At 46.4% G+C, this 22,108-nt stretch carries 22 protein-coding genes and 3 tRNA genes; 7 read left to right on the forward strand and 18 right to left on the reverse strand.

The window, feature by feature from the left end:
* Positions 1-157 precede the first annotated feature (157 nt).
* Positions 158-1,456: a DUF349 domain-containing protein gene (locus AC8GFU_RS03855; RefSeq protein ID WP_506625831.1), complete on the forward strand. Its 1,299-nt coding sequence runs from the start codon at positions 158-160 to the stop codon at positions 1,454-1,456.
* On the opposite strand, the gene AC8GFU_RS03860 is transcribed toward AC8GFU_RS03855, so the two are convergent.
* The 14 genes from AC8GFU_RS03860 to pgsA all read right to left on the reverse strand — a co-directional run bounded on the left by AC8GFU_RS03860 (position 1,453) and on the right by pgsA (position 14,928).
* On the reverse strand, positions 1,453-3,615 hold the full coding sequence (locus AC8GFU_RS03860) for a RelA/SpoT family protein (protein WP_506625832.1): 2,163 nt from the start codon (positions 3,613-3,615) through the stop codon (positions 1,453-1,455). The genes AC8GFU_RS03855 and AC8GFU_RS03860 overlap by 4 nt on opposite strands.
* 8 nt (positions 3,616-3,623) lie before the next feature.
* Positions 3,624-4,676, reverse strand: a complete 1,053-nt coding sequence (gene secF / locus AC8GFU_RS03865; protein WP_506625833.1) for a protein translocase subunit SecF — start codon at positions 4,674-4,676, stop codon at positions 3,624-3,626.
* Positions 4,677-4,678: 2 nt separating this feature from the next.
* Complete coding sequence (gene secD / locus AC8GFU_RS03870; RefSeq protein ID WP_506625834.1) at positions 4,679-6,190, reverse strand: protein translocase subunit SecD; 1,512 nt, start codon at positions 6,188-6,190, stop codon at positions 4,679-4,681.
* A gap of 11 nt (positions 6,191-6,201) precedes the next feature.
* Entirely contained in the window at positions 6,202-7,242 is a 1,041-nt protein-coding gene (gene ruvB, locus AC8GFU_RS03875) for a Holliday junction branch migration DNA helicase RuvB (RefSeq protein WP_506625835.1), read from the reverse strand.
* Positions 7,235-7,849: a Holliday junction branch migration protein RuvA gene (ruvA, locus tag AC8GFU_RS03880; RefSeq protein ID WP_506625836.1), complete on the reverse strand. Its 615-nt coding sequence runs from the start codon at positions 7,847-7,849 to the stop codon at positions 7,235-7,237. Before ruvA ends, ruvB begins: the two co-directional genes overlap by 8 nt.
* The gene (ruvC, locus tag AC8GFU_RS03885; RefSeq protein ID WP_506625837.1) at positions 7,846-8,385 is read right to left on the reverse strand and encodes a crossover junction endodeoxyribonuclease RuvC; all 540 of its coding nucleotides are present in this window, start codon (positions 8,383-8,385) and stop codon (positions 7,846-7,848) included. Before ruvC ends, ruvA begins: the two co-directional genes overlap by 4 nt.
* A 61-nt stretch (positions 8,386-8,446) precedes the next feature.
* Positions 8,447-9,199: a YebC/PmpR family DNA-binding transcriptional regulator gene (locus tag AC8GFU_RS03890; RefSeq protein ID WP_506625838.1), complete on the reverse strand. Its 753-nt coding sequence runs from the start codon at positions 9,197-9,199 to the stop codon at positions 8,447-8,449.
* 47 nt (positions 9,200-9,246) lie between these two features.
* Positions 9,247-9,843, reverse strand: coding sequence for a pyridoxal 5'-phosphate synthase glutaminase subunit PdxT (pdxT, locus tag AC8GFU_RS03895; protein ID WP_506625839.1), 597 nt, complete (start codon positions 9,841-9,843; stop codon positions 9,247-9,249).
* An 11-nt stretch (positions 9,844-9,854) separates the two neighbouring features.
* The gene (pdxS, locus tag AC8GFU_RS03900) at positions 9,855-10,742 is read right to left on the reverse strand and encodes a pyridoxal 5'-phosphate synthase lyase subunit PdxS (RefSeq protein ID WP_506625840.1); all 888 of its coding nucleotides are present in this window, start codon (positions 10,740-10,742) and stop codon (positions 9,855-9,857) included.
* A 41-nt stretch (positions 10,743-10,783) separates the two neighbouring features.
* Positions 10,784-11,779 (reverse strand): DUF3048 domain-containing protein, encoded by a 996-nt coding sequence (locus AC8GFU_RS03905; RefSeq protein ID WP_506625841.1) that lies wholly within the window; start codon positions 11,777-11,779, stop codon positions 10,784-10,786.
* Positions 11,769-12,272, reverse strand: coding sequence for a hypothetical protein (locus AC8GFU_RS03910; RefSeq protein ID WP_506625842.1), 504 nt, complete (start codon positions 12,270-12,272; stop codon positions 11,769-11,771). The genes AC8GFU_RS03905 and AC8GFU_RS03910 overlap by 11 nt, the downstream gene beginning before the upstream one ends.
* Positions 12,272-13,450 (reverse strand): glycosyltransferase family 4 protein, encoded by a 1,179-nt coding sequence (locus AC8GFU_RS03915; protein WP_506625843.1) that lies wholly within the window; start codon positions 13,448-13,450, stop codon positions 12,272-12,274. The genes AC8GFU_RS03910 and AC8GFU_RS03915 overlap by 1 nt, the downstream gene beginning before the upstream one ends.
* The gene (locus tag AC8GFU_RS03920) at positions 13,450-14,334 is read right to left on the reverse strand and encodes a phosphatidylinositol mannoside acyltransferase (RefSeq protein ID WP_506625844.1); all 885 of its coding nucleotides are present in this window, start codon (positions 14,332-14,334) and stop codon (positions 13,450-13,452) included. Before AC8GFU_RS03920 ends, AC8GFU_RS03915 begins: the two co-directional genes overlap by 1 nt.
* On the reverse strand, positions 14,335-14,928 hold the full coding sequence (pgsA, locus tag AC8GFU_RS03925) for a phosphatidylinositol phosphate synthase (protein ID WP_506625845.1): 594 nt from the start codon (positions 14,926-14,928) through the stop codon (positions 14,335-14,337).
* A gap of 24 nt (positions 14,929-14,952) precedes the next feature.
* Here pgsA and AC8GFU_RS03930 point away from each other — a divergent pair, with 24 nt between their 5' ends.
* Positions 14,953-15,534, forward strand: coding sequence for a P-loop NTPase family protein (locus tag AC8GFU_RS03930; protein ID WP_506625846.1), 582 nt, complete (start codon positions 14,953-14,955; stop codon positions 15,532-15,534).
* A 3-nt stretch (positions 15,535-15,537) separates the two neighbouring features.
* Here the strand turns inward: AC8GFU_RS03930 and AC8GFU_RS03935 are convergent, their stop codons facing one another.
* From AC8GFU_RS03935 to AC8GFU_RS03950, 4 genes are read right to left on the reverse strand one after another with little or no spacing between them, the layout of a single operon-like run.
* Positions 15,538-16,065, reverse strand: a complete 528-nt coding sequence (locus AC8GFU_RS03935; RefSeq protein WP_506625847.1) for an HIT family protein — start codon at positions 16,063-16,065, stop codon at positions 15,538-15,540.
* A 2-nt stretch (positions 16,066-16,067) separates the two neighbouring features.
* Entirely contained in the window at positions 16,068-18,056 is a 1,989-nt protein-coding gene (thrS, locus tag AC8GFU_RS03940; RefSeq protein WP_506625848.1) for a threonine--tRNA ligase, read from the reverse strand.
* 4 nt (positions 18,057-18,060) lie between these two features.
* Positions 18,061-18,819 (reverse strand): aminotransferase class IV, encoded by a 759-nt coding sequence (locus AC8GFU_RS03945; RefSeq protein WP_506625849.1) that lies wholly within the window; start codon positions 18,817-18,819, stop codon positions 18,061-18,063.
* Positions 18,816-19,808 carry a chorismate-binding protein gene (locus AC8GFU_RS03950; protein ID WP_506625850.1) on the reverse strand — a complete coding sequence of 331 codons (993 nt, stop codon included), beginning with the start codon at positions 19,806-19,808 and terminating at the stop codon, positions 18,816-18,818. The genes AC8GFU_RS03945 and AC8GFU_RS03950 overlap by 4 nt, the downstream gene beginning before the upstream one ends.
* Before the next feature lie 68 nt (positions 19,809-19,876).
* Between AC8GFU_RS03950 and AC8GFU_RS03955 the strand changes: the two genes are divergently transcribed.
* The 5 genes from AC8GFU_RS03955 to AC8GFU_RS03975 all read left to right on the forward strand — a co-directional run bounded on the left by AC8GFU_RS03955 (position 19,877) and on the right by AC8GFU_RS03975 (position 22,095).
* Positions 19,877-19,949, forward strand: a tRNA-Gly gene (locus AC8GFU_RS03955).
* A 64-nt stretch (positions 19,950-20,013) separates the two neighbouring features.
* Positions 20,014-20,087 (forward strand) — tRNA-Cys (locus AC8GFU_RS03960).
* A gap of 45 nt (positions 20,088-20,132) precedes the next feature.
* Positions 20,133-20,477 carry a phosphomannose isomerase type II C-terminal cupin domain gene (locus AC8GFU_RS03965; RefSeq protein WP_506625851.1) on the forward strand — a complete coding sequence of 115 codons (345 nt, stop codon included), beginning with the start codon at positions 20,133-20,135 and terminating at the stop codon, positions 20,475-20,477.
* A gap of 28 nt (positions 20,478-20,505) precedes the next feature.
* Positions 20,506-20,577, forward strand: a tRNA-Val gene (locus AC8GFU_RS03970).
* Positions 20,578-20,670: 93 nt separating this feature from the next.
* Positions 20,671-22,095 (forward strand): nitronate monooxygenase, encoded by a 1,425-nt coding sequence (locus AC8GFU_RS03975; RefSeq protein ID WP_506625852.1) that lies wholly within the window; start codon positions 20,671-20,673, stop codon positions 22,093-22,095.
* Positions 22,096-22,108 lie beyond the last annotated feature (13 nt).

Raw genomic sequence — 22,108 nt, forward strand, 5'->3', positions numbered from 1 at the left:
AGATATGGGTGTAATTGACGCTCACACCATGAGACAGGGTACCTTTTGCACAGGAATACAGACCTAACCCACGCTCAGAGGCGTTAAAACTTCTGAGTATCGCACCCACCACATAGCGAACTTCATAATGAAGAAACGCGCTGAAAGGATCACTCTCATGACAGATATGAATTTCCCACACCAGGCCAGCGCAGCCAGTGCGTTGATCGGAGATCCTTCAGCTTTTGGTCGAGTCGCAGAAGATGGCACCGTTTTTGTACGTACATCACAGGGTGAAAAAGCAGTTGGTTCTTACCCAGGAAAAACAGCAGAAGAAGCGCTTGCCTACTTCGTTCGCAAATTTGAGGTACTAGCTGCTGAGGTTGCACTACTTGCTGCACGCATTAAGAGCGGTGCAATGGTTCCTTCCGATGCATATGCAGCGGTAAAGAAGTTGCGCGATCAGGTTAAAGAGCTCAATGGTGTTGGCGATCTCGAAGCGCTAGCTGCTTCTGTTGAGCAGATCGAGCCACTCATTGAAGGGCATCGTGAGGCGTATGAAGCAAAGAAGGCGGCAGAAACCGCTGCAAAGGCTGCTCGTCGCGAACAAATAATTGTCGAAAAAGAAAAGATTGTTGCAGAAGCTGAAAGCTTGGCACTGTCTGAAAGCTGGAAGGCAACCGGAGATCGCTTAAAGGTGCTCCTTGATGAGTGGAAGGCCGCTCCTCGCCTAGATAAAAAGGCTGATGCCGATCTTTGGAAGCGTTTCTCTTCCTCACGTAATAAGTTTGATAAGCGTCGTCGTACCCACTTTGCATCTCTTGAAGCAACTCAATCAGTTGTTGCAGATGCTAAGAAGAAGATTGTTGAAGAGGCAGAAAAGCTTGCTACATCAACTGAATGGGTTCCAACAGCAAAGCGATACAAGGCGCTCATGGATGCATGGAAAGCTGCCGGTCGCGGTAAGAAGAATGATGATGCAAAGTTGTGGGCACGATTTAAGGCAGCTCAGGATAAGTTCTTCACAGCTAAGAACGCTGATTTGGAAAAGCGCGATGTAACAATGGCTGCAAACCTTGCTAAGCGTGAAGAGCTATTAACTCTTATTGAAGCCGTACTTCCAATTACCGATGTAAAAGAAGCGCGCAAGGCGCTCAATGAGCACCTACGTTCTTGGGAAAAGATCGGAATGACCCACCGTGATAAGCGTGCAGCACTTGATGCTCGAGTAGCTGCAGTTGAATCAACTATTAAAGAGGCAGAGGCTGAAATCTGGCGCAAGACAGATCCAGCTGCAAAGAAGCGCGCTCAAGAGGTTGTTGCTCAACTAACTGAGTCAATCGCTAACTATGAAAAGGCTGCTGCAAAGTTTGCCGCAAGTGGAAATGCAAAGAAGTCACAAGAGGCTTCTGAATCTGCTGCTGCTCGTAAGGTATGGCTTGCTGAAGCTGAAAAGGGTTTAGCTGAGTTCAACTAATTATTAGTTGTTCGGTAAACATCGTAAACACCTTCAATACCTCGCACCGCTGCTAAAACAGCATCAAGGTGGGTTGCATCCGCCATTTCAAAGGTAAAACGTGAAAAGGCGGTTCTATCCTTTGATGTACTCACGGCAGCGCTGAGAATATTTACATGTTGTTCTGACAAAGTTCTAGTCACATCGGCAAGCAATGAGGCACGATCCAACGCTTCAACCTGGATGTTTACTAAGAAAATAGATGCCGCCCCAACGCGCCATTTAACATTTACAACTCGATCTAATTGATGTTTCTGTAAATCGTGAGCGTTTGTACAGTCGTTGCGGTGAATTGAAACGCCGCTGCCCTTTGTTATGAATCCCATAATTGGATCACCAGGAACTGGCGTACAACAGCGAGCAAGTTTTACTAAAACATCATCGGTTCCCTCAACATCAACCGCGTTGCTTGATCGTCTTGTAGTAGGTGCACGGTTTGGAAGTACATCCATGGTGGGCTCTGGGTGTGAATCTTCCACACCCATCGATGCAACCAATTTATCGATGATTGAAGCGGCAGAAACATGCCCATCGCCAACAGCCGAGTACAGACCTTCGATATCTGAATATCGTAAATCGTGAGCCAGCTCGAGTAATGAGTGACCCGCGAAAATCTTTTGCAAAGGAAGTCCCGCTTTACGCATCTGACGTGCGATTGACTCACGACCTGCATCGATCGCTTCTTCACGTCGTTCCTTGCTAAACCATGCCTTGATCTTTGATCGTGCACGCGGACTTTTTACGAAGTTAAGCCAATCGCGACTCGGACCAGCAGATTCACTTTTATTGGTGACGATTTCAACAACATCACCATTATTAAGTCGAGATTCCAATGGAACCAAACGGCCATTGACCTTTGCACCGGCACATCTCAAACCCACATCTGTATGAACCGAGAAGGCAAAGTCCACTGGTGTCGATCCACCAGGCAGAGCCACCACGCTCCCCTTGGGTGTGAAAACAAATACTTCAGGAGAACCTAGATCAAAACGTAATGCTTCAAGAAACTCTGAAGGATCCTCTGTTTCTTTCTGCCATTCATGCAGTTGACGCAGCCACAACATTTCAGGAGAGCTTTCAGAGTTCTCTGGTCCTTGCTTGTACTTCCAGTGCGCTGCAATACCGAATTCTGCACGCGCATGCATATCGTAGGTACGGATCTGAATTTCAATCGCCTTGCCAGTTGGCCCAATAACAGTTGTGTGAAGTGACTGATACAGATTGAACTTTGGCATTGCGATGTAATCCTTGAAACGACCGGGTACTGGACTCCAACGTGCGTGGATAGAACCTAATACTGCGTAACAATCACGAACATCATTTACTAAGACACGAATCCCGACAAGATCATAAATATCATTGAACTCACGGCCACGAACAACCATCTTTTGATAAACGGAGAAGAAGTGCTTCTTGCGTCCGGTGACCGTAGCTTCGATGTGATCACGTGCTAAATCCTCCTTGACTGCGCTAATAACCTCTTCTGTTAACTTGTCACGTGAAGGGGAACGCTCTGCAACCAAGCGAGAAATTTCCTCAAACTTCTTAGGTTCAAGAACTTCAAATGAAAGATCTTCAAGCTCCCACTTGAGCGCATTCATTCCCAGGCGATGTGCCAATGGCGCATAAATATCTAGAGTCTCGCGAGCTTTTCGTTCTGCGCTTTCAGCAGAAACATACTTCCAAGTGCGCGCATTATGTAAGCGATCGGCTAATTTGATAACCAGTACACGAATATCGCGAGACATAGCGATAACCATCTTGCGTACAGTTTCAGCTTCGGCGGTAGGTCCATAGGTAAGTTTGTCTAACTTAGTAACACCATCAACTAAGTTCGCGATCTCGTCACCAAAGTCGGTGCGCAACTGGGTTAATGAATATGAAGTATCTTCGACGGTGTCATGCAGCAGCGCAGCAATAATGGTGGCTGGATTCAATCCGAGATGCGCCAAGATTTCGGCTACAGCTACAGGATGAGTTATGTACGGCTCCCCTGATTTGCGAAGTTGACCCTCATGGGCATCACGCGCAACTTCAAATGCGCGTGATACCTCATCGGAATCTACAGAGGCGTGATTTTCTTTGAGAGCACTAATTACTGGTGCTATCAAAGTATCCACAAAGAACCTTACTTACGACCTTTGCGCTTTGGTTGGTTACGTGGACCACGTCCATTAACCGCCGCAACAGATGCACTTACAGCACCTTCTGTTGTTGCACCAGAGCGAGAGTTAACACGCTTTGCAAGAGCCTGCATTGCTGGCTCTTTTTCGCGAAGTTGTGCAAGCACTGGAGGTGCAATGAACACTGAGGAGTAAGTACCGACCGCAAGGCCGATAAACAACGCCAGCGAAAGATCCTTCAGAGTACCTGCACCAAGTAAACCTGCTCCAACAAACAAGATTGAGCCAACAGGAAGAAGCGCGATCAAAGAGGTATTTGCTGAACGAACCAAAGTCTGATTAACAGCATGGTTAACAGCTTGAGAATAAGTCTTTGTAGAAGAAGAGGTAATCGCTCGAGTGTTCTCACGAACCTTGTCGAACACAACCACTGTGTCATAAAGCGAATATCCCAAAATAGTGAGGAAACCAATGACGGTCGCAGGTGTGACATCAAAGCCAACCAATGCGTAAATTCCCACCGTGATAAAAACGTCGTGAACCACTGCAGCGATTGCCGCTACCGCCATCTTGGGCTCGAAAGCCATCGCCAGATAAAGCATCACTACGATCAGGAATCCAAAGAGTCCGTAAACCGCTTTGCGAGTAATTTCCTTACCCCATGATGGTCCAATAATCTGAGTGTCAATGGATTCAACAGATACTCCGAACTCGGCCGCCAATGCATCTTGAACAGCGTTGTTTTGCACCGTATCGAGTGCGCCAGTTTGAACGCGCACTTTGTCGTTTCCAATTTTTTGAACAATAAGTTCACCTGGGATGCCAGCAGATTTAACAGCTGACTCTGCTCGTTCAATCGTTGCTGTTGATTGGTTCACGGTGAAAGAGGATCCGCCCTTGAACTCAATACCAAGATGCAAACCCTGCAGAGTTAAAGCTGCAATTGATGCCAATACGAACAATGCTGAGATTGAGTACCAACGACGACGCTTACCAATGAAATCAATCGCTGTTTCGCCGCGGTAGAGACGACCGCCAAGACCTGACATCTTCGACATTCTTATGCCTCCTTCGCAACGATTGTTCCCAAGCTCTTGCTTGAGAATCCTGACAATGGATGACCAGAGCTATAGAAATTAACTCGAGACAAGATTGAAACCAGCGGCTTTGTGAATACAAAGACCACCACAAGGTCGATCAAAGTGGTTAGACCCAAAGTGAATGCGAAGCCACGCACGCCACCTACCGCAAAGAAGTACAACAACACTGCGGCGATGATCGATACAAAGTCTGCAACAAGAATGGTGCGTCGAGCGCGTGTCCAACCCATTTCAACCGCGGTTCGTAGCGAACGGCCTTCACGTACTTCATCACGAATACGCTCGAAGTAAATAATGAATGAGTCTGCAGTTACACCGATTGCAACAATGGCACCGGCAATACCAGCCAATGTAAGAGTAAAGCCAATCCATTCACCCAAGAGCAAGAACAGTAGGTATGTAAGCGCTGCTGCAACAGTCAAAGAACCAACTGTTACAAGACCCAAACCACGGTAGTAAAGCAATGAGTAAAGGAATACAAGTCCCAGACCAAGTGCACCTGCGATCAAACCAGCGTTGAGCTGATCTGCACCAAGTGTTGGTGAAACCTGTTGTACTTCGCCGCGATCAAATGCGAGTGGCAAAGCACCGTACTTCAAAACATTTGCAAGATCCTGAGCTTCAAGTTGTGTGAAGCTTCCAGTGATCTGCGCATTTCCTGAAGGAATTGCTTCAGTAATTCGAGGTGAAGAAACAACTAATCCATCAAGAACAATTGCAACTTGATTTGTTGGTTCTGGCAATGAAGTTACACGTGAAGTTAAAGCACCGAACGCTGAAGTTCCTTCATTGTTAAATGTAAGACTTACATACCAAGCATTTCCGCCTTGAGTATCAATTCCGGCAGCTGCCTTAGAAATCTGGCGACCAAGTACCTCAGCAGGAGCCAAGATGTACTTGGTTCCCCCTGCACGATCACATGCGACGATGGTGTCTGTTGGTGCATCAGTTCCTGTGCCTTGAAGATTCTCAGCCTTAGTGCAATCAAGGGCTGCGAACTTTGCATTGACATCTGCACTCACTCCGGATGCTGGAGTCGCTGCAGCATCGGCGGCAGCTGGAATTCCCGAAGCAGATGCAAGCACCTGACGGAATCGAAGTTCTGCTGTCTGTCCAACTAACTCAACTACACGTCGACCCGTATCCCCTGGAACAGAGATAACGATCTGGCGGTTAGTTCCGCTTCCTTGCGCAGCTACCTCAGACTCGGCAACACCAAGTGAGTTAACACGTTGACGAATAATTGAAACAGCTTGATCAATTGATTCGCTAGTTACTTTGCCTTCTTCACCTGGAGCAATTCGAGGTTGCAAAGTAACTGATGTTCCTCCGCGAAGATCGAGTCCAAGATGAACTGAGGTCGCTCCTTGAATGAAGACGAGGCTGGTCATGGCAACAAGCACCAAGCCAAGAATCGCCAAAGAACGGCCAGGGCGGGCAGCCGTCTTTACAGGTTTATTAGTTGTAGACATAACCGCAGAGTCTAGGCGTCAGGTGCAGGTAAGTCGAAAAGCGAGGCAATTTCAGCAGGTGGTGTTCGTCCTATATGTCGCCAGCCCTGAGCGGTCGCGACCCTTCCGCGTGGGGTTCTGGCCATGAAGCCATTTCTGACCAAAAAGGGTTCGGCCACTGATTCAACGGTCTCGATCTCTTCGCCTACGGCAATTGCCAGGGTAGATAAGCCGACTGGACCCCCATTGAATCGTTCGATCAGAGCGGTTAGAACTCCTCGATCCAATCGGTCTAGACCTAGCTCATCAACTTCATACATCTCTAGTGCAGCTTTGGCATCAACCAACGAAATCCGTGAACTGCCTTGAACCTGACCATAATCACGAACACGTCGCAATAAGCGGTTAGCAATACGTGGAGTACCCCGTGAGCGACCTGCAACCTCAACAATTGCATCCTTATCAATATCAATTTTTAAAAGCTCGGCGCTACGGGTAATTACATGAGCGATGTCTGCTTCATTGTAGAAATCCAAATGTGCGGTAAAGCCGAAACGATCGCGCAAAGGACTTGGCAATAAACCGGCACGAGTTGTTGCGCCTACTAATGTGAAATGTGGAAGCTGCAAAGGAATCGCCGTTGCACCTGGTCCTTTACCCACAACAACATCTACTCGAAAATCCTCCATCGCCAAATACAGCAACTCTTCAGCAGGTCTTGGCAATCTATGAATCTCATCTAAGAAGAGAATTTCACCTTCTACAAGTGAGGAAAGAATCGCTGCTAAATCCCCAGCATGGGTAATTGCAGGTCCACTAGTAATTCGAATTGGTGCTTGCATTTCAGATGCCAAAATTAAAGCAAGCGTTGTTTTTCCCAAACCTGGAGGTCCAGACAACAAAATATGATCTGCAGGAGAATTGCGGTGACGTGCAGCGGTTAACAAAACATCAATCTGTTCTCGAACTCGATGCTGTCCTACAAAATCCTTTAATGATTTTGGTCGCAACGCATGTTCAAGTGCCGACTCTTCACCCTTGATCTGCGGAGTAACTAAACGATCATCAGCCACGTGAGCTCTTTCCGCTTGCCAGGGTAAGTTTTAACAGTTCACTCAATTCAACTGTGGATGCATCCACCTCATCTGCTTGCAGACTAGAAACAACATTAGAGATTGCCGCATCAGATTCTTTAGGTGAGAAACCTAATGAAACCAAGGCACTGGTTAATTGTTCACGCCAAGCAGGCTGATGCGCTTTGTATTGCTGAGCATGAGATAGATCAGATAACTTACCTTTGAGCTCCAAAATAAGTCGTTGCGCACCTTTGCGACCAATACCAGGCACCTTTTCAATCGCGGCAATATCCTCTTGAGAAATGGCTCGACCAAGATCTTCTGGTGTTAAGGCACCTAAAATCGATAGGGCAACCTTCGGTCCAATTCCAGAAACAGTCTGAACTAACTCGAACAAAGAGCGAGACTCTTCAGTGATAAAGCCAAATAAAGTCAAAGAATCTTCGCGGACAACCAATGAGGTGAAAAGTTGAATTTGGGATCCAAGTGTTACTTGCGCCGAAGTTTGGGGATTTACCAACACCGACAATCCGAATCCGCCAACTTCAACAGTTAAGCGATCAGTTGAAATTGAGCGAACAGTTCCGGTTAACAATGAGATCATCGCGCACGCAACTTCTTTAAACGAGTTTGTTCTGCGGCAAGTGCGTTGGCGATCTTGGTATTGCCTCCACCTCGCCAAATATGACAAATTGCTAGCGCCAAAGCATCCGTTGCATCAACTGGTTTAGGTATACTTTCTAGTCGCAAAATATTTTGCACCATTGTCGCTACTTGGGCTTTGTTCGCACGTCCGCTTCCGGTGACTGAGGCTTTTACTTCAGATGGCGTGTGCATCATGACTGGAATTCCCGCCTTTGCCGCGATTAACAAAGCAATTCCGGCTGCTTGGCCAGTTCCCATAACAGTTCGAACATTGTGTTGTGAAAAAACACGTTCGACCGCAATTACATCTGGCTTCCACATATTTACCCACTGAGAAAGTTGCTGATCTAAATCAAGTAAGCGCTGTTCTAGAGGGGCTTCAGTTGGCGTCAAAATAACTCCGACTTCAACTAGAGATATAGGCGCACCAATAGCGCCTTCAACAACTCCAACACCGCAACGTGTAAGACCTGGGTCAACACCCAAAACTCTCATCGTTGTCCTCGTGCTTTCCTCGTTAGATCAGTGTTCAAGCCTAGAGATAACGAGCAACTACCTATTCGAGGCTCGCCATAACCTCATCGGAAACATCGAAGTTGCTGTAAACATTTTGAACATCATCTAGCTCTTCAATAGCGTCAATCAGTTCAAAAACCTTTTTAGCACCATCTGCATCCAACGGAATGCTCATTGAAGGCAGGAATGAGGAGTCTGCAGATTCATAATCGATTCCTGCCGACTGCAAAGCGGTACGAACCGGAACCAGATCTACAGGTTCACTTACGATTTCAAAGGCCTCGCCCAAATCATTGACCTCTTCAGCGCCGGCTTCAAGAACCGCTTCTAGGATTGAATCCTCTGTCAGGGTTCCATCCTTCTTAACAATTACAACGCCCTTGCGATTGAAGAGGTATGAAACTGAACCTAGATCTGCCATAGATCCACCATTACGAGTAACGGCAACCTTTACTTCAGATGCTGATCGATTTCGGTTGTCAGATAAACATTCGATCATGATCGCTACGCCATTTGGTCCGTAACCTTCATACATAATTGTGATCCAGTCTTTTGCGCCCGCTTCAAGACCTGCACCGCGCTTGATCGCACGTTCAATATTGTCCGATGGCATCGAAGATTTCTTCGCCTTTGCAACCGCATCAAACAGAGTTGGATTGCCATCCATGTCGGCGCCACCATTACGAGCAGCTACTTCAATTGCGCGAATCTGCTTTGCAAACACCTTTGCACGTCGGCTATCAATGATCGCCTTCTTATGCTTGGTCGTCGCCCATTTGGAATGGCCGGACATGGAAACACCTCAATCTCGTTTTAAACTGGCTGAGCCAAATTATGGCGCTACTTTACCTTCTCGAGCGCTGGACGGGCTACCTCTTCAATGAAGTATCTATGAATCCGATGGTCTCCCGTTAATTCTGGGTGAAAAGAAGTAGCTAAAACTGTCTTTGAACGGACCGCTACCGGATGATTTTCCACCGATGCTAAAACTTCAACACCTGCTCCAACCTTTTCAACCCAAGGTGCGCGAATAAACACGGCACGGATCAGATCTGCTGAACCATCATTAAATGCAATATCTGATTCAAAGGAATCTACTTGACGCCCAAAGGCGTTACGACGAACCGTGATATCTAAACCACCGAAGGTTTTCTGTCCAACCTTGGCATCGAGAATTTCATTGGCTAACAAAATCATTCCGGCACAAGAACCGTACACCGGCATTCCTTCAGCAATTCTGCTTTTTAGCTGATCGTAAATTCCAAAAACCTCAGCCAATTGCGCAATAGTTGTTGACTCTCCCCCAGGTAAAACAAGGGCATCAATTGCATCGATTTCTGATGATCTGCGAACTGAAATGGGTTCAACCCCACACGCAATGAGCGAACTGACATGTTCACGAACATCACCTTGTAGCGCTAAAACACCAACCTTCATTGGTTAAGAAATTACCAACCGCGTTCAGCAAGACGATGTGGTGCAGGAAGATCGGCAACGTTAATTCCAACCATCGCTTCACCCAAGCCACGAGATGCATCAGCAATTACCTTTGGATCATCCCAAAATGTTGTTGCACGAACACATGCCGCTGCACGTTGTGCCGGATTACCAGATTTGAAAATTCCGGAACCAATAAATACTCCATCGGCGCCCATGCTCATCATCAATGCTGCATCAGCTGGCGTTGCGATTCCGCCGGCAGTAAATAGAACCACTGGGAGTTTTCCAGTTTGCGCTACCTCTTTAACCAAGTCATATGGTGCCTGGAGCTCTTTAGCTGCAACGTAGAGTTCATCTTCACGAAGTGAGGAGAGGCGACGAATTTCGCCACCGATCTTGCGCATGTGTTGCATCGCGTTAGAAACATCGCCGGTACCAGCTTCACCCTTTGAGCGGATCATTGCTGCACCTTCATTGATACGGCGAAGCGCCTCACCAAGGTTTGTTGCTCCGCATACAAATGGAACTGTGAAGTCCCACTTATCGATGTGGTTTTCATAATCTGCAGGAGTAAGAACTTCAGATTCATCGATGTAATCGACGCCGAGAGATTGCAGAACTTGGGCTTCAACAAAGTGACCAATGCGTGCCTTTGCCATTACTGGAATCGAAACAGCTGCTTGAATCTTCTCGATCATGTCAGGATCTGACATACGTGCAACGCCACCTTGTGCGCGGATATCTGCTGGTACTCGCTCAAGAGCCATGACAGCAACTGCGCCTGCATCTTCGGCGATCTTTGCTTGATCAGCGTTAACAACATCCATGATGACGCCGCCCTTAAGCATCTCTGCCATACCGCGCTTAACGCGACCAGTGCCTGTTACTTCAGCCATATCACCAAACTCCGCTTCGATCGAAAGAATAGGAGCAAATACTACTTTGTCTTTGAGGTTGGGCGCGACGTGAAATCAGGCTCACGGTCGGTCAAGGCTATCCATATCTGACCTGGAGCAAAGTTCATCCGCTCCCCGTTATTTAATGTGAAGGTTGTGCCTGAATCTTCAAAAGGACGATTCCATGTAGTTGCAAACAATTCGCCATTGCGTAGAACGTACGCCTTACCTGAACCAACTGTTTGAGATAACGGTGTTACTCCCCCAAGTTTGTCCTTGTATTCAGATGGAATTATTGAAACCATCTGAATAATCAATGTGGTCGGACCTAGATGAATCCCACTTTCAGCAAGGTTTGTGTTGTTGTTATGTTGTAACAACCACCGCTGTTCTGTCTCAGACCATTGAGCAGAATATGTTGCAGCTGGCCAATGCATAACAACCTTTGTCGTTGGAGTTCCACCTTCTTGCAAATCACCAAAGATTGAACCCACATTTTTTGCTACATCAATTGAATACTTCTTTTCCGCGACTTTCTGCATGAGTAAATCTGCACGCAGCACCATTGCATACGGAGGAATGCGATTTGGATCAGTTGTATAAATACTTGAACCCTCATGTTGAGCACCTAGGTCTTGCAGATTAGCTGCCGCAATTACAGGTAAAAGTTTTTTCTGAGCCCCGCTGTATGCAAATGCAATGTGTCCATACTGAGCCACGATGTCGATGTCAGAGATTCGCGCACTTCGAACTGGACCAACACGTTGCGGGATCACTGATGAAAAGACAGCAGCAAGACGAGTCAAGCCACCTTCTACTTGTTCGATGTAAACAACATCTGCATCCTCAAGACCAATTTGAGGATGTGCTTGGGTTGTGTCATCAATCTTTACAACAAGAAGAGGACCATTGGTTCCGGGTTTACCTGTCAGGAAGTTCTTTTCCGTGCGCTGAGGAAGCAAATCTGTCACTACCGCGCATCCGCTGAGTGAAAGAGTTAGTGCTGTCGCAATTACCAAACTGCGTTTAAAGAACATCAGATTCAAACTCATAGGTGACGGGCAATGGGGCGGTACCAGCTAATCTGAAAACCTTCACAACAAACTTACCTCTAACCATTTGAGTCCTACTCACTGCATCGGTGTGGATCGCGATTGCGACTCGGATCTTGTCAGTCAATGCTGAGAGTTCAGTGAGCAGAAAATTGTCTGCGGCTGTGGCCAGATGCTGCGAATCTTCAAGCAAAAGTCCTAGCGCTCCTGAAAGACCGCTTTCAGCCTGTGATCGACTCTTAATATCGGCATCGCGCGCTTGATATGCAGCTCCGGTCAACAACATCGATGATGCAGGATCGGCGATGTCGCTGTGTGCAATTTCAAGTGCTACCGCTGCTCGCTTTTGAAGCAATACATCCAAATTGGCCCAACTCGTTTCGACGCGATGATGCAATCGATCCAAGCGAGTTGCAGTGAAAGATAGATACCACAGAGAAATCAAAAGAATAAAAGCTAAGGCAACCCAATTAATCATCACTTGTCATCCTTAGATAGAAAACGATTCCAGGATCTGGTATCCGAGGCTAAACGAACCTTTTCACTACCGACAATTGACATCTCGTAAACTGAATAGATCTGCTCTGCTACCGCAGTCCAATCAAAACTTTGGCCTCGAGCTTTTCCAGCCTCCGATAATTTCTGGCGTTTAGCATCATCACGCAGTAAATCAATGATGACCTTTGCTAAATCTGTTGAATCTTCTGAAGTAAATAGTGCGCCAAACTCACCGTGACCTAATAAATCATCAAAAGCCGGGATGTCGCTAGCAACTACACATGCGCCTCCAGCAAGTGCCTCAGCCAAAATGATTCCGAAGGATTCTCCTCCGGTGTTGGGAGCCACATACAAAGAAACCGATGCCATGAAATCAGCTTTGTCCTCTTCTGAAATTTTGCCCAAGAATTCAAAACGATGACGCAACTGTGGATCAATACTTTTTTCAACATCTGTCGAGTCACCAGGGCCTGCCACAAAAACCTTAATATCTGGAGCAAAACGAGCAATGATTGGTAACGCTTCGACTAAAACGCTTAATCCCTTGCGAGGTTCTTCAAATCGACCAATAAAACCAATTGTGTTTCCTTGCCATTTACTTTGTTTAGTCCCATGGGCATACCGCGAAGCATAAATTCCATTAGGGATAATTACGGCATCCGTATCTAAGTGATCTGTAAGCGTAAGGCGAGCTGCTTCAGAGACTGCAATTCGAGCAGACAATTTCTCGATTGCAGGTTCCAGAATCGGCCCGATTGCAAAGATGATCTTTTGGCGTTTAGCGGCGGCGTGAAATGTTCCAACCATTGGACCATCAGCAGCCCAACATGCCAACAATGAAATTGAAGGAATGGCTGGCTCATGTAAATGCAATAAATCAAAATCCCCTTGCGAAATCCACTGACGAACTCTGGCAAAGGCGACTGGTCCAAAAAGGACTCGAGCAACTGCGCCGTTATATGGAATCGAAATTGGTTTTCCGGCGCTGACCACATATGAGGGCAGCAAGCTTTCATCAATTGCAGGTGCAAGAACTGAAACCTCGTGACCTGCTGCAATCAGAAACTCTGCAAGGTCACGAATATGATTTTGTACTCCACCAGGCGTATCCCAACTGTATGGACAGACAATTCCAATTTTGAGCGAACGTGTGAGCATTAGTTGCGCTCCACGAAGTCGCCATCAATCCAAATGCGCTGAAGCATGTGCCAATCCTCGGGCTTTTCTTTAATTCCATCTTCAAAATGTTGGGCTGTCATCTGAACAATTTCGGCAACTTTTTGCTCTTGAGTTCCAGCCGTCGGAATCACCACATTCTTGAAAACAATATTGATTCCGGTTTCTGTGTATGAAACAAAAGCTGTAATGAGCGGAGCATCAGTCTTAAGCGCCAATAATGCAGGCCCAGCCGGCATGCGAGCTGGTCCCCCAAAGAATTTAACATCGATACCTGAACGGGATAAATCTCTATCTGCAACTAAGGCAACCAAAGCACCTTGGCGCAGGCGTTGCGCAAGAGTTCCTAGAACACGTCCATCTAAGGGCAGAACTTCCATGCCCATGTTCTGTCTAAATGCAAGAAACTTCTGGAAGAGTTTTTCTGGTTTTAAATGTTCAGCGACGGTAACTAGATTGACACCTTTGCCACAGAAATAAGCTCCTGCGTGATCCCAATTGCCTGCGTGCGGAAGCGACACAATTACACCGGTCTTCGCGGCTATTGCATCCATCAACAAATGCTCATTTTCGACGGTAACGGTCTGACTAATTCGCTGCTGCGACCAATCTGGAAATCTAAAGGTGTCGCACCAATAGCGCATATATGAACGCATTGCATTAATGGTCAGTAGATCTAAATCCAGCGCGGTGATGTCGGGTTGCGTTCGTTGCAAATTTTCTCGTAGGCGTTGAACACTCTTACCGTTTCTACGAGCCAAGATGTCTGCTACTGAATACGCTAAAGAGTAGGCAAACTTTTCAGGAAGCCATCTAACAATTCGCCACCCAGCAAAATACACATATGCAGTTAAGTTCTCTTTCATTTAAATTGCTCGCTTAACAATGAGCATTCTTTGAATAACGGTAAAGATTCCGAGGATGGCTAGTAACCACATGCCTGCTGCAAGCACGTAAGGAACTCCCAATCCCTCTAGACCAATCGCAGTCAGTGAAATGATTAAGCGTTCAGTGCGCTCTGCGATTCCACCTGAACACGCGATTCCAAAACTTTCAGCCTTAGCTCGAATATATGGAACCAACATTCCTGACACCAGGGTCACTAAAACAACCATAGATAACGAGTCATCCTGATTAATTAAGTAGATCGTTACACCAATCAAAATCGCTGAATCGGTAATGCGATCGATCGTTGAATCTAGGAAGCCGCCCCACTTGCTAGATCCGGCCTGAGAAATGCGTGCCATGGTGCCATCAAATAAATCACTTAAAGCTAAGAGAAAGATAATCACTGTTCCAATGAAAAATTCTCCACGAGGATAGAAATACATGGCAGATGCAACAACGCCAATAGCCCCAACCCAAGTCACCGCATTGGGCGTGATTCCGCAGCGCAGCGCAAAGGAGGCCACAGGAGTAATTACTCGTGTGACCGCCGGCTTCAATCGTGCACTTAACATCAAGGACCATCGTAGGCTGACCCAGTGCAAACTCAAATCAACGACCTGGTGATCCATGTCTATGGCCATTCAAGCGCTCAACCTGATTTGGTGGCACGCTGCTTTTCGGGGTTCACTCCTGAACATCTATCGGCGGATGCAGATCTAGCCATCTTTGCCATCGACCCATCAGCCGGAATTGATCAAGTAACTATCGATCAATGGCTTGCACTTGATGAGTTTCAAATTCCACGACTAGTGGTTGTAACAGGCTTGGAAAAACAAGAAGCAGATTTTGATGATGCTGTCATGATTGCTAACCGAGTATTTGATCAAATGATTACGCCTTACTTAGTGCTACACGATGAAGCTGGTTTCCCAATCGCACTGATTTCCTTACAGGATTTAACCATCATTAATTACTCGACAACCCCTGCCACAAAAACTCCAAGCGAACCAGAACATCAAACTTTGGTTCAAGAGTTTAGAGATGAGTACATCGAACTGTTGCAGGCGCTCGGTGAAGAATCATTTGCCGCAGGTTTGATGTTCCCAGCTATTCCTTTATGGATTGAAAGAGGAATTGGCGTAGATATCGTTAACGGTTTTATCTCAGAGTTAAAGTAAGCGCTACCAGGCTGCAGCTATCTCATCGCGAGTTAAATGAAGCAATTGCGGGAGCACCTTTGTCTTGCCAATGATCGGCATGAAGTTAGCATCACCTGACCATCGCGGAACAACATGTTGGTGAATATGTTGTGCAACTCCAGCACCAGAGATCGCACCCTGGTTCATTCCTAAATTAAATCCTTCAGGGCCGGAAACTTTTCGAATTGTGGCCATCGCATGCGCAGTTAAGGCTGAGATCTCATTGCGCTCTTCTTCTGTTAGATCAGTTAGATCCGGAACATGTCGATAAGCACAAATCAAAAGGTGACCTGGGTTGTATGGATAAAGATTCATAACTACATATGCAGTGGCACCTCTATGAACAATCAAACCCTCTTGATCATCAAGGTTTGGAATTCTGCAAAAGGGGCATTCAACTTCATTGCCTTCTAAAGGACGATTTTCACCGCGCAGATAATCCAATCGATGTGGAGCCCACAGTCGTTGCCAACCATCGGGCATTCCTAAACCATCGATTGAATTACTCATACCTATACCTGGGTGCGTTCCTGAACTACCTTTTTGATCTCAGCGATCGCATCGGCGATAGGAATACCGTTCTTTTGTTCACCATTGCGGTAACGGAATGACACAGCTCCTGCCTTTTGATCCTCTTCTCCGGCGATAACCATGAAAGGAATCTTTTGCATTTGTGCGTTACGTACCTTTTTCTGCATACGATCATCAGATGCATCTAGCTCTGCGCGAATTCCCGCTTTACGCATTTGCTTAATGACATCACCCAAGTAATCAGAGAAGGTATCGGCAACTGGAATACCAATCGCTTGTACTGGAGCAAGCCATGGTGGAAATGCTCCGCTGTAATGCTCGGTAAGAACACCAAAGAAGCGTTCGATAGAACCAAAAAGAGCACGGTGAATCATCACGGGACGTTGACGAGTTCCATCGGTTGCAGAAAATTCCAATTCGAATCGTTGTGGCAACTGGAAATCAACTTGGATCGTTGACATCTGCCAAGTACGCCCGATCGCGTCCTTTGCTTGCACCGAAATCTTTGGTCCGTAGAAAGCAGCGCCACCCTCATCAAGTACTAGTTCGAGGTTTTGTGCGGTCGCAGCTTTCCGCAACGCTTCAGTTGCCTCTTCCCAATCAGAGTCTTCTCCCACGAATTTTTCATCGTTCTTTGTAGAAAGCTCTAGATAGAAATCATTCAAACCGTAATCGCGAAGTAAATTGAGAACGAAGGTCAAAAGCGAATCAAGTTCACCGACCATCTGCTCCTTTGTGCAATAGATATGCGCGTCATCTTGAGTAAAGCCGCGTGCACGTGTAATTCCATGCAGTACGCCAGATTTCTCGTAACGATAAACAGTTCCGAACTCAAATAAACGCAAGGGAAGTTCGCGATAGGAGCGTCCTCGAGATTTGTAAATAAGGTTGTGGAATGGGCAGTTCATAGGCTTCATGTAGTACTGCTGACCGGCACGTTTCACAGTGCCATCTGCGTTGTACTCCTCATCCAAGATCATTGGCGGATACATGCCATCGGCGTACCACTGCAAGTGACCTGAAGTTTCAAAGAGCGCTGCCTTAGTTATGTGAGGTGAGTAAACAAACTCATAACCTTCTTCTTCATGGCGGATACGTGAGTAATCCTCCATTGCACGGCGAACGATTCCACCCTTTGGATGAAATACCGCCAAACCAGAACCAATCTCTTCAGGAAAGGAAAAGAGATCTAGTTCAGTACCTAAACGTCGATGATCGCGCTTTTCTGCCTCTGCTAAAAGTTCTAGGTAAGCGTTGAGCTCATCCTGAGAAGGCCACGCTGTTCCATAAATACGTTGCAGCATTGGATTCTTTTCAGAACCACGCCAATAAGCAGCCGCTGTACGCATCAACTTGAAAGCTGGGATGTGCTTAGTAGATGGAAGATGAGGTCCGCGACATAAATCGCTCCAGACCGGGTTTCCATCGCGCCCTAAATTGTCGTAAATCGTTAACTCTGAACCACCAACTTCAACTGATGCTTCCTCGCCCGCTGGACCTTTAATTCCAATTAACTCGCACTTATATGGTTCGTGAGCCAACTCTTTCAAGGCTTCTGCTTCTGTGGTTACTCGACGACGAAAACGTTGACCTTCCTTGATGATCTTGCGCATTGCGCTTTCAATCTTTGTTAGATCATCTGGATTGAATGTATTTTCTGGATCAAAGTCATAATAGAAACCATCTTTGATTGGTGGTCCAATTCCAAGACGGGTATTTGCGTAAACCTCTTGAACAGCTTGGGCCATCACGTGAGCTGTTGAGTGACGAAGTACTGCAAGTCCATCGGCAGAAGAAATCGATACTCCTTCTACGACATCGCCTTCAGAAAGGTCGGTCCACAGATCCTTGAGCACACCATTGATCTTGCATACAACGATCTCTTTATTGTCAGCAAAGATATGCGTAGGACGCTGATCAGCTTCTACTGAAAGCTGCTTACCGTCAACTGTTACCGATATCTGAGACATGTCCCTAGCCTACCGAAGTCTGTAACGCCATCGCTCGGATTTCATCGCCAAAATCATCAGATGATGACAAATTTCTTGGACCAATAGCGGCTATGGGTTGAGCTATACGAAGACTGCTCAGCAAGAAACCGGATTGAATAGCAGCGATTTCTTCATAATCAATACTGCGGACCTGAACCTTTAAGTACTCGACCACAAGTGCTCGCATGACGCCCGGCAGAACACCATCTGAAAGCGGAGGCGTACACCACTTATCTTCAATCTGGAATAACAGGTTAGTTACCGCACCCTCGCATACCTTGTTATTAGCGTTGACAACGATCGCTTCATCAAACCCTTCGGCAACCACCTTGTTAAGGATCTGCAAGCGATGATCGTATGGAAAAGTTTTCATCGGAGTTCCATCAGCAATTAGCGAATTAGTTACAACGGTCAACTTGGCAGCTTTTGATTTTTCTTCATAATGATTATGGACCGCCGCCCAATTACCGTTTAAATCAAATGAAACTCGTAGAGCGCCTAAGGAATGATTTTCAACTGCCAATAACTCATCAATGCCATTCCGCAAACTTTCCTCATTTGGAAGAACTAGATTCAACTTGGTCGCACTATTGACCGCACGACGCATATGCCTGGATAAAGCCCATGGTTTGCCATCAACTGTTTTGATGGTTTCAAATATTCCTGATCCTTTGAGCCAGCCATCGGTGATCAAAGCATTTCCGGTAACTTCAGTTAGGGCTCCGTTGTACATAAATTTCATGACAACACTCCCCCAGCAATAGAAATCAATTTTCGTGCTTTCAATTGGGTCTCTTCCCATTCTTGCTCAGCATCACTGTTCCAGGTAATTCCGGCACCTGTACCAAAGTGCAGGCCTTCATTTTTCCAAAAGATTCGTATCGCTACCGATAACTCTGCTTCTTGACCGTGGACCCATCCAAGTGCGCCGCAGTAAGGACCACGAGTTGATTCATGATCAGCAATTACAGATAGTGCAGATGATTTAGGTGCACCGCTAATTGAACCTGGTGGAGACAATGCCTCGAGGATCTCCTTCCAAGAAAGCTCTGAGCGAAGCTGACCTTGAATATCTGAAACTAAATGGCGCAATCCTGGATGTTCTTCATTAGCTAATAACCGCGGCACTTCAACGGTTCCGCTTTCGCAAATGCGACCAAAGTCATTGCGCATCAAATCGACGATCATTACATTTTCAGCTTTGTCCTTATTTCCAAAACCAGTCTCGTCTAATCGTTGCGTCCCTTTAATTGGTGAAGTCTTGACCAAAGACCCCTTGCGACTGAAGAAAAGTTCAGGTGATGCGGATGCAATATTCACACCCGGAATTTCAAGATAGCTTGCCCATGGCGCAGGGTTATGCAAAAGAATTTGTGAAAATAGACCACGCAAATCATTTGAAGTGTCCTGAATAGATAAAACCCGACAAGCATTGACTTGATAAACCCAACCTTGAGCAATGGATTCTCGAATATTTTCAACATATGCGCAGTAATCACTCTGCGAAAAGGAGCTCTGCCACGTTCCTTGTACCTGCGTCCATTCGCTATGCGGAAAATCAGATTCCACAACTGTTGCAAACTTTGCAGCGATAAAGCCACCTTCAAAATCGGTAGAGACCGCCCAAAAACCACCATCATCGAGATCTGATGCATCGCGGGAAATGGCAACACAATCTGTTGCTAACCGACCGCCCATCCAGAAGATCGGCGCTTTCTCCGCATAACTCACGGGGTAACGCTAACCAATCTCCCTCACTTTGGCGCTTACGCCCCTCCTGCGATAGATTTACCCTCCTCGCGGACGTAGCGCAGTTGGTAGCGCGGAACCTTGCCAAGGTTCAGGTCGCCGGTTCGAACCCGGTCGTCCGCTCTGATACTCGCCGTTTAGATTGATCTCTTTTCGAAGAAGGAAATCTCAACGGCGATATTTATATGGTCGGGTGGCCGAGAGGCGAGGCAAGGGACTGCAAATCCCTCTACACGGGTTCAAATCCCGTCCCGACCTCCATTATTAGTGAGAGACTCTGGTCTACACACAGTAAGGAAATCGCGTATGTCTGCAGATGAGTCGGTACGACCTTGGGGTCGCTACGAGATTTTGCAGGAAAGTGAAATCCATAAAGTTAAAAGCATTTACGTAAATCCCGGAAAAAGACTTTCATACCAACGTCACCAAAAGCGCAGTGAACATTGGTTTATTGTCTCCGGAATCGCAACCGTTGTCTTAGATGGTGAAAGCTTTACAAAACTTCCTGGCGAAACCGTTGATGTAAAACTAGGTCAACTTCATCGCATTGGAAATGATGGAACCGAAGAGCTAGTTTTCATCGAAATCCAAACCGGAACTTACTTTGGCGAAGATGATATTGAGCGTGTAGAGGATGACTTTTCGCGATAATTGACTGTTGTATAGTTCATCCACCTAAGGACGATTGGCTCAGCGGTAGAGCACCACATTGACATTGTGGGGGTCACTGGTTCGATCCCAGTATCGTCCACACAGATAGATATCCATCACATTCCATCGATTAACCCCATCAAAACACATTCTCTACTCGCGAGTTAGCCTCTCTCATCTCTACAGTTCATGTATGGAGAGAACAGTTCAATACCCGACCGTAATTCAAGGTGGCATGGGTATTGCCGTTTCATCTTGGCAGTTAGCAAAGCAGGTCGCGATCGCTGGTGAGCTCGGAGTAATTTCCGGAACTGCAATTGATTCAGTTGTAGCTCGCCGTTTGCAAGATGGTGATTTATCGGGCGATATCCGTCGCGCAATGTCTCATTACCCAAATCAGCAAACGATCAAGGAAATTATGGATCGCTTCTATGTAGAGGGTGGTCGACCTGCAGATAAGCCTTACCTAGATGTTCCTAAGTTGAGCATCAAGGGAAACCTTTTCTCAAATAATCTTTTAGCGGTTTCCAGTTTCGTCGAAGTATGGCTTGCAAAAGAAGGCCACGATGGTCTGATCGGAATGAATATTCTTGAAAAGATCCAGTTGGCGATCCCAGCGCAACTTTACGGCGCGATGCTTGCAAATGTTGACTATATTTTAATTGGTGCAGGCATTCCTGCGCAGGTTCCACGTTTGCTTGATGAAATGTCTATCGGCAATAAGGTCGCCATGAAGGTAGATGTAGCCGACACCAAAGAAAAGCATTATCTCCATTTTGATCCAAGGACTTTAGGCGTTGATAACTTTCCAATCAAACGACCGCTTTTCTTAGCAATCGTTACATCACATGCTCTTGTTGCATATCTAAATAAAGATGAAGAAACAAAGCCCGATGGATTTGTTATCGAATACCACGTTGCAGGTGGACACAACGCTCCCCCTCGTGCAAAAAACCATGTTGATGAAAATGGTGAGGCGGTTTACAACGAGCTTGATATTCCTAACCTCGAAAAGATTCTTGGTTCCGGTTCGCCTTTCTGGCTAGCCGGTGGCTTTGCAACACCTGAAAAGGTCAAGGAAGCACTTTCTTACGGGGCACAAGGTGTTCAAGTTGGATCACTATTTGCCCTTGCACAAGAGTCTGGCTTTACCGATGAAAATCGCGCAGGAATCATGAAGGCCTTATCCGACCCAACGATGAAGGTCATGACAGATGCAAGCGCATCACCAACTGGTTTTCCATTCAAGGTAATTCAAAATCAGCAAACACTTTCTAATGATCTTTTGTATAAAGAGCGCATGCGAATTTGCGATTTGGGTTATTTGCGAACCATGTTCCAACGTGAAAATGGCGGCATTGGCTACCGCTGCCCAGCTGAACCTCTAGATAATTATGAATTCAAAAAGGGTGCAGTGGACCAAGCGCAAGGGTCAAAGTGTTTATGTAATGCACTTATGGCAGATATTGGATTAGGGCAGTTACGTCCAGATGGTCGCACCGAAATTTCTTTGTTAACTTTTGGATCAGATCTCGAAGGCCCTCGTGCTCTTCGCACAATCCATCCCGAAGGTTGGAACGCAGTGCAGGCTTTAAACTTTCTAAAATCTGCTCTGTAGTACAGAATCCTTC

This window comes from Planktophila warneckei (SeqCode) (genome assembly GCF_965234675.1).
In the GTDB taxonomy this organism is placed as follows: domain Bacteria; phylum Actinomycetota; class Actinomycetes; order Nanopelagicales; family Nanopelagicaceae; genus Planktophila; species Planktophila warneckei.

What these genes read in the sequence shown, in the direction of transcription:
- AC8GFU_RS03965 (WP_506625851.1), top strand. Translation starts at nt 20,133, where the DNA reads ATGTCTGCAGATGAGTCGGTACGACCTTGGGGTCGCTACGAGATTTTG.
- ruvA (WP_506625836.1), bottom strand. Translation starts at nt 7,849, where the DNA reads ATGATCTCATTGTTAACCGGAACTGTTCGCTCAATTTCAACTGATCGC.
- AC8GFU_RS03890 (WP_506625838.1), bottom strand. Translation starts at nt 9,199, where the DNA reads ATGTCCGGCCATTCCAAATGGGCGACGACCAAGCATAAGAAGGCGATC.
- AC8GFU_RS03920 (WP_506625844.1), bottom strand. Translation starts at nt 14,334, where the DNA reads ATGAAAGAGAACTTAACTGCATATGTGTATTTTGCTGGGTGGCGAATT.
- ruvC (WP_506625837.1), bottom strand. Translation starts at nt 8,385, where the DNA reads ATGAGAGTTTTGGGTGTTGACCCAGGTCTTACACGTTGCGGTGTTGGA.
- AC8GFU_RS03855 (WP_506625831.1), top strand. Translation starts at nt 158, where the DNA reads ATGACAGATATGAATTTCCCACACCAGGCCAGCGCAGCCAGTGCGTTG.
- secD (WP_506625834.1), bottom strand. Translation starts at nt 6,190, where the DNA reads ATGTCTACAACTAATAAACCTGTAAAGACGGCTGCCCGCCCTGGCCGT.
- secF (WP_506625833.1), bottom strand. Translation starts at nt 4,676, where the DNA reads ATGTCGAAGATGTCAGGTCTTGGCGGTCGTCTCTACCGCGGCGAAACA.
- thrS (WP_506625848.1), bottom strand. Translation starts at nt 18,056, where the DNA reads ATGTCTCAGATATCGGTAACAGTTGACGGTAAGCAGCTTTCAGTAGAA.
- pgsA (WP_506625845.1), bottom strand. Translation starts at nt 14,928, where the DNA reads ATGTTAAGTGCACGATTGAAGCCGGCGGTCACACGAGTAATTACTCCT.
- AC8GFU_RS03975 (WP_506625852.1), top strand. Translation starts at nt 20,671, where the DNA reads ATGGAGAGAACAGTTCAATACCCGACCGTAATTCAAGGTGGCATGGGT.
- AC8GFU_RS03945 (WP_506625849.1), bottom strand. Translation starts at nt 18,819, where the DNA reads ATGAAATTTATGTACAACGGAGCCCTAACTGAAGTTACCGGAAATGCT.
- AC8GFU_RS03935 (WP_506625847.1), bottom strand. Translation starts at nt 16,065, where the DNA reads ATGAGTAATTCAATCGATGGTTTAGGAATGCCCGATGGTTGGCAACGA.
- pdxT (WP_506625839.1), bottom strand. Translation starts at nt 9,843, where the DNA reads ATGAAGGTTGGTGTTTTAGCGCTACAAGGTGATGTTCGTGAACATGTC.
- pdxS (WP_506625840.1), bottom strand. Translation starts at nt 10,742, where the DNA reads ATGGCTGAAGTAACAGGCACTGGTCGCGTTAAGCGCGGTATGGCAGAG.
- AC8GFU_RS03915 (WP_506625843.1), bottom strand. Translation starts at nt 13,450, where the DNA reads ATGCTCACACGTTCGCTCAAAATTGGAATTGTCTGTCCATACAGTTGG.
- AC8GFU_RS03905 (WP_506625841.1), bottom strand. Translation starts at nt 11,779, where the DNA reads ATGTTCTTTAAACGCAGTTTGGTAATTGCGACAGCACTAACTCTTTCA.
- AC8GFU_RS03910 (WP_506625842.1), bottom strand. Translation starts at nt 12,272, where the DNA reads ATGATTAATTGGGTTGCCTTAGCTTTTATTCTTTTGATTTCTCTGTGG.